We start from the raw sequence: 6114 nt of genomic DNA on the forward strand, positions 1-6114 counted from the left end.
GGCGGCCAGGGCGGGCGGGTCGATGGCCTCCATGCGCTCGGCCAGGGTTTTTTCCGAAGGCAGGGCCAGCGCGCGCGCGCGGTAGCCCGCGTCCAGCGCCGGGTCGGTCAGCAGGGCGCGCCAGGCCTCGATGAAGTTGCCATCCACCTGCATGCCATTGCCCGACTGGTGGCAGGCCGCCAATGCCAGGATCTGGCGAGTGGCCAGTTCCTGGCCGGCTTCCCAGCGGGCGAAGGGGTCGGCATCATGCGCGGACAGCAGGGCCAATTCGGCATCCGTCCAGCCGTATTCGACGATGACAGGCGCGGAAAAGCCGCGCAGCAGCGACGGCACCGGCCGCGCGGGAATATCCTCGAACACCCATTGCTGGGTTTCCTGCGTGAGTTCGAGCAGTACGGTGTCTTGCGGGCTGTCGGCCTGGCGCAGCGGCAGCGCGCGGCCCTGCGGGTCGAGCAGGCCCAGGGCAAAGGGAATATGGAAGGGCGCCTTGGCGTAATCGTCGCCGGCGCGGCGTTCCACACCCACCGGCGGGCAGCGCTGGCTGAGCGTCACGGTGCAGCGGCGGCTCGCGGCATCGTAGTCCAGCTTGACCGCCACGCGCGGTGTGCCCGCCTGCCGGTACCAGCGGCGGAATACCGCCAGGTCGCGTCCAGGATGCTGGCGCGTGTAAACCGATTCCATGGCCGCCACGAAGTCGTCGCAGGTCACGGCCTGGCCGTCATGGCGGCGGAAGTATTCGTCGATGCCGGCGCGAAAGCCCTCGCTGCCCAACAGGGTGTGCTGCATGCGGATGACCTCGGCGCCTTTCTCGTACACCGTGGCGGTGTAGAAGTTGCCGATCTCCTGGTAGCTTTCCGGCCGAATGGGGTGCGCCATGGGGCCGGCGTCTTCGGGATACTGCGCCGCGCGCAACGTCACGACGTCGTCGATGCGCTTGACGGCGCGCGCGCTGGCCGCCGCCCCGTCGTCCAGCGCGCGGGCCATCATGTCGGCGGTGAATTCCTGGTCTCGGAAGACGGTCAGGCCTTCTTTGAGGCTGAGCTGGAACCAGTCGCGGCAGGTGACGCGGTTGCCCGTCCAGTTGTGGAAGTACTCGTGGCCGATCACCGCCTCGATGCCTTCATAGTTGGCGTCGGTGGCCGTTTGCGGGTCGGCCAGCACATAGGCGGCGTTGAAAACGTTCAGGCCCTTGTTCTCCATGGCGCCCATATTGAAGTCGCGCACGGCCACCACCATGAAGCGGTCCAGGTCCAGTTCCAGGCCGAAGCGGGTCTCGTCCCAGCGCAGCGCCCGCACCAGCGATTCCAACGCCCATTCCGTTCGGTCTTCGGAGCCGGGGTCGCTATACACCTGCAGCAGCACCGGGCGGCCGCTGGCCGTCTGTACCGTAGTTTCACGGTGGGTAAGCCGTCCGGCCACCAGCGCGAACAGGTAGCAGGGCTTGGGGAAGGGGTCTTCCCACTGAGCTTCCTGGCGGCCGTCGGGCAGGCTCTGGGTGGCCAGCAAGTTGCCGTTGGACAGCAGCACCGGGTATTCGGCGCCGGCCCGCAAGGTAACCCGGTAGCGCGACATGACGTCGGGGCGGTCGGCGAACCAGGTAATGCGTCGGAACCCCTCGGCCTCGCATTGCGTGAAGAAATTTCCCCCCGATACATACAAGCCCATCAGTGTGGAGTTTTCCGCGGGCCGGCACCGGCTGGCGATCTCGACGGTGGCGCTGGCGGGCAGGCCGGACAGCGTCAGTGCGCCTTCATCGAGCGTATAAAGCTCGGCGGACCAGGCTTGCCCATTTACCTGCAGCGACACCAGTTGCAGGTCGGTGCCGTCCAGCACCAACGGCGCGTCGGCTGGCGCATCGGCCTTGCGCTCGATGCGCAGCGTGCTGTGCACCAGGGTGGATTCCGGATCCAGGTCGAACGCCAGGGCAACTTCCGGGATGGCGTAAGGATAGGGCTGATAATCCTTGCGATATACGGTTACAGGCGTTTCGGTTCGCATGCGTCGATCAGGTCAGAATAGGCAATGCCATATTGTAGTGGCACCCCGCGAGCCTCATATGGCCGGTAATATCCGGTTGAAAACTTTCGGCCGCCGGGGCGGTCGAAATCCACATATGCTGACAGCGCTCGCAGGAGAATTACCATGTCTAGATTTTCAAACTGGCCAGGCGCGTGGCGATGGATGGGGATTGCCGTTGCCTTGTCGGCGGGCTTGCTGAGCGGCTGCGGCACCCCCACCGTCCAGGCGCGGGTCACCTCATTCCAGCAATGGCCGGCCGATGTGGTCGGGGCCACGTACCGCTTCGCGGACGCGACGCCGGGCCAGGCCGGCAATCTCGAATATCAGGCCTACCAGGATGTCGTGCGCGCCAGTATCGGGCCCACGGGACTGGTTGAGGCGCAGGGCGGCAAGCCGGCGCGCTTCCTGGTGAAGTTCAATTACGGTACCGAGCAGACCCAGGTCATGGTGCGCCGCTCCTATGACCCATATTTCTACGGAGGCTACGGCTTTTACGGCCCGCGCTGGTGGGGCGGCGGCATGGGCTACTGGGGGCCCGAATGGGTGGACGTGCCCACGGTGGCGTATCGGAACCGCCTGAATGTGGAAATCCATGACTCCACCCGCAACGGGGCCGAGGTGTACCGTTCGACGGCTTATATTGTCACTGGCCGGCAGGATCTGGTGCGCACCATGCCTTACCTGGCCCGCGCCATTTTCGACGGGTTTCCCGGCAATAATGGTTCGGAGCGCGAAGTTGAATATCCGCTGGGCCGCTGAGGCGGTCGGGTGAATAATGGGCGGGCCGGCAGAATGTAACGCCGGCCGCACCTGGCCGATATTCAACAATCGGAAGGGTAATGGCGCCGATTATTCCGCAATCAGGAATGTATCGCGGTTATTGCCCTCGGCTTCCTCGGCCGTCAGCCAGCGCGGAGCCTTGCCGCGGCCGCTCCAGGTTTCCCCGGTCTTGGGGTGGCGGTATTTGGGCGCCACCTGGCGCTTCACGGCCGGCGATTTACGGGGCGTGGCAGCGCGCGGAGCCTTGGCGGCGCCGCCATGTGCGGCGGCGATTTCTTCAGGGGTAATATTATATTCGCGCATGGAAGACACAATCGACGCAATAACCGGTTTACGGCGTTTGGTTTGCAGGGCTTCCGCTTTTTTCTGGAGTTTGGTGATTTCTTTTTCTATCTTGGCTTGCAGGGCAGAGTAATTTTCGCGGGGCATGAGGAAGAGTCCTGAATATTAATAATCGGTTTGATTTCCGGGCGGCCTATTGGCTGGCCATAAACGCAATAATACAGAAAACAGCCATTGAATTCATTATGCTGGGCCAAATTTGTCATTTCCAAAGGGCTGAAAAATGAGTATTTCCGGGTCGAATTCGGTGTCAGTGGCTGCCATTCAGATGGTGTCCAGTCCCGTGCTGCAGGATAATCTCCGGCAAGCAGAGGAATTAATCGAGAAAGCGGCGGCATCGGGGGCCCGGCTGGTGTCCCTGCCCGAATACTTTTGTTTTATGGGGCAGGGCGATCTACAAAAACTTGAAATAAAGGAACAGCCCGGTCAGGGTCCGATCCAGGATTTCCTGGCAGGCCAGGCATCACGGCATGGTATTTGGGTGGCGGGCGGCACTTTGCCCCTGGCTTGTCCCGATCCGAACCGGGTTTTCAATACCAGTTTCGTATACGGGCCGGACGGCCGGGCCGTGGCGCGCTACGACAAGATCCATTTATTCAATTTCCGGCGCGGAGCCGAGGCCTACGACGAGTCCATCGCCATTCACCCCGGGCAGGCGGTGCAGGCATTCGATGCGCCCTGGGGCAGGGTGGGGCTGTCGGTGTGCTACGACCTGCGGTTTCCCGAGTTGTACCGCGCCCTGGGGCAGGTAGACTTGATCCTGGTGCCGGCGGCCTTCACCTACACGACGGGCAAGGCGCACTGGGAATTGCTACTGCGGGCCCGCGCCATTGAAAACCAATGCTACGTGCTGGCCGCCGCGCAGGGGGGCAGCCATCCGAACGGCCGGCGCACCTGGGGCCATTCGATGCTGATCGACCCCTGGGGCGAAATTATCGACGTGCTGCCTGAAGGGCCGGGCGTGGTCAGCGGTACGATAGAGCCTGAACGTCTGGCGCAAGTGCGCGCGTCCCTGCCCGCGCTGCGCCACCGAGTCCTGTAAAGACAGAAATTCTATGAACCTGATCGATCCCGATATCCAATCCCTGGCTACCGCCAAGTCGCTGCTGCTCGACCCCTGGGGCCTGACCGAAGCGGACATGGCGCGCGCCCTGGGAGAAATCTTCACCCACAAGGTCGATTACGCCGACTTGTACTTTCAGTACACGCGCAGCGAAGGCTGGAGCCTCGAAGAGGGCATCGTCAAGACGGGCAGCTTTTCCATCGGGCAAGGCGTGGGGGTGCGGGCCATCAGCGGCGAGAAAACCGCGTTTGCCTATTCCGATTCGCTGTCGCCCGAGGCCCTGCTGTCGTCGGCGCGCACTGTTCGCGGCATCGCCCGCCGCGGCGCGGGCAAGGTCAAGGTGGCCGCCCAGGTGCCCCCCGATGCCGGGCGCAGCCTGTATGCAGGCCTGGACCCGCTGGCCACGCTCAGCGCGCCGGAAAAAGTAGCGCTGCTCGAGCGTATCGAGCGGATGGCGCGCGCCCGCGATCCGCATGTCATGCAAGTCATGGCGGGCCTGGGCGCGGAATATGACGTGGTACTGGTGGCCGGCAGCGACGGGCGCCTGGCAGCCGATGTGCGCCCGCTGGTGCGCTTGTCGCTCACTGTCATCGCCGAGCGCAATGGCCGGCGCGAAATGGGGCACGCCGGCGGCGGCGGCCGCACCGGCCTGGCATATTTCACCGACGACGTGCTGCAGGGCTATGTCGAGCGGGCGGTGCATGAGGCCATGGTGAACCTGGACGCGCGGCCCGCCCCGGCAGGTGAAATGACGGTGGTGCTGGGCTCGGGCTGGCCTGGCATCCTGTTGCACGAAGCCGTGGGCCATGGCCTGGAAGGCGACTTCAACCGCAAGGGCTCCAGCGTGTTTTCGGGGCGTATCGGCGAGCGCGTGGCGTCCAAGGGGGTCACCGTGATCGACGACGGCACGCTGCCCGACCGCCGCGGCTCTTTGAATATCGATGACGAAGGCAATGCCACACAGCGCAACGTGCTGATCGAAGACGGCATCCTGCGCGGCTATATGCAAGACACGCTGAATGCCCGCCTGATGAAGACGGCGGCCACTGGCAATGGGCGCCGCGAATCGTTCGCCCACCTGCCCATGCCGCGCATGACGAATACCTACATGCTGGCCGGCCAGACTCCGCCCGAGGAAATCATCGCTTCGGTCAAGCACGGCATCTACGCCGCCAACTTCGGCGGCGGGCAGGTCGATATCACCAACGGCAAGTTCGTGTTCTCGGCGTCCGAGGCCTACATGATCGAGAACGGCAAGGTCACGTACCCCGTCAAGGGCGCCACCCTGATCGGAAATGGCCCCGATGCCATGAACCGTGTCAGCCTCATCGGCAACGACCTGCAGCTGGATTCCGGGGTGGGTACTTGCGGCAAAGACGGGCAAAGCGTGCCCGTGGGGGTGGGCATGCCCACGGTACGCATGGACGGCCTGACGGTGGGCGGCACGGCCTGAAGGCCACAGGCGGTATTCAGCCGCCCGGGCGCAACAGGGGGTAGGGGTTGATAGCCCCGCCTGCCTGATAAATGCCGTAATGCAAGTGCGGTGGCGTGCCCCGCGCATTGCCGGTATTGCCCACATAGCCCAGCGGGGTTCCGGGCAACACATGGCTGCCGCGGCCGATGTCGGCGTAGCCGTCCAGGTGCGCGTAGTAGTGCATCTGCCGCCCGGGGCCCAACACCCAGACCACCTGGCCGCCCAGGTTGTTGGTGCCCACCCGGGTGACCACGCCTTCGGTGGCGGACACCACTGGCGTGCCGCGCGGCGCGAATATGTCCACGCCCTCATGGCGGCGCCCGGCCGCCCGGGCGGCTCCCCAGGTGTCCGCCAGTTGGCGGGCCGGCACACCCTGCACGGGTACGGGCAGGGTGGTGGGCACCGGCTGCAGCGACAGGCGCAGCATGTGCCAGGG

6 protein-coding genes are annotated in these 6114 nt (G+C 64.7%); 3 read left to right on the forward strand and 3 right to left on the reverse strand.

Going from position 1 to position 6114, the window contains the following annotated elements:
* Nucleotides 1–1998, reverse strand: a 1998-nt coding sequence (gene pepN / locus LPZ50_RS20255; protein ID WP_230664353.1) for an aminopeptidase N, incomplete at its 3' end; no start/stop codon positions are given.
* Between the two features lie 144 nt (nt 1999–2142).
* Here pepN and LPZ50_RS20260 point away from each other — a divergent pair.
* Entirely contained in the window at nt 2143–2778 is a 636-nt protein-coding gene (locus LPZ50_RS20260; protein WP_230664355.1) for a DUF4136 domain-containing protein, read from the forward strand.
* Nucleotides 2779–2868: 90 nt separating this feature from the next.
* Here the strand turns inward: LPZ50_RS20260 and LPZ50_RS20265 are convergent, their stop codons facing one another.
* Entirely contained in the window at nt 2869–3228 is a 360-nt protein-coding gene (locus LPZ50_RS20265; RefSeq protein WP_230664357.1) for an H-NS family nucleoid-associated regulatory protein, read from the reverse strand.
* A gap of 136 nt (nt 3229–3364) precedes the next feature.
* On the opposite strand from LPZ50_RS20265, the gene LPZ50_RS20270 reads away from it, so the two are divergent.
* Nucleotides 3365–4183, forward strand: coding sequence for a carbon-nitrogen hydrolase family protein (locus LPZ50_RS20270; protein ID WP_230664359.1), 819 nt, complete (start codon nt 3365–3367; stop codon nt 4181–4183).
* Between the two features lie 13 nt (nt 4184–4196).
* Entirely contained in the window at nt 4197–5657 is a 1461-nt protein-coding gene (tldD, locus tag LPZ50_RS20275; RefSeq protein WP_230664361.1) for a metalloprotease TldD, read from the forward strand.
* A gap of 16 nt (nt 5658–5673) precedes the next feature.
* Here the strand turns inward: tldD and LPZ50_RS20280 are convergent, their stop codons facing one another.
* Nucleotides 5674–6105: a M23 family metallopeptidase gene (locus LPZ50_RS20280; protein ID WP_230664363.1), complete on the reverse strand. Its 432-nt coding sequence runs from the start codon at nt 6103–6105 to the stop codon at nt 5674–5676.
* Nucleotides 6106–6114: the final 9 nt, after the last annotated feature.

It is taken from the genome of Bordetella petrii, assembly GCF_020991325.1.
Taxonomy (GTDB): Bacteria; Pseudomonadota; Gammaproteobacteria; order Burkholderiales; family Burkholderiaceae_B; genus Bordetella_A; species Bordetella_A petrii_E.

Bases quoted from the DNA above. Each gene is read 5' to 3' on its own strand.
- LPZ50_RS20280 (WP_230664363.1), bottom strand. From the start codon at position 6,105: ATGCTGCGCCTGTCGCTGCAGCCGGTGCCCACCACCCTGCCCGTACCC.
- LPZ50_RS20260 (WP_230664355.1), top strand. From the start codon at position 2,143: ATGTCTAGATTTTCAAACTGGCCAGGCGCGTGGCGATGGATGGGGATT.
- tldD (WP_230664361.1), top strand. From the start codon at position 4,197: ATGAACCTGATCGATCCCGATATCCAATCCCTGGCTACCGCCAAGTCG.
- LPZ50_RS20265 (WP_230664357.1), bottom strand. From the start codon at position 3,228: ATGCCCCGCGAAAATTACTCTGCCCTGCAAGCCAAGATAGAAAAAGAA.
- LPZ50_RS20270 (WP_230664359.1), top strand. From the start codon at position 3,365: ATGAGTATTTCCGGGTCGAATTCGGTGTCAGTGGCTGCCATTCAGATG.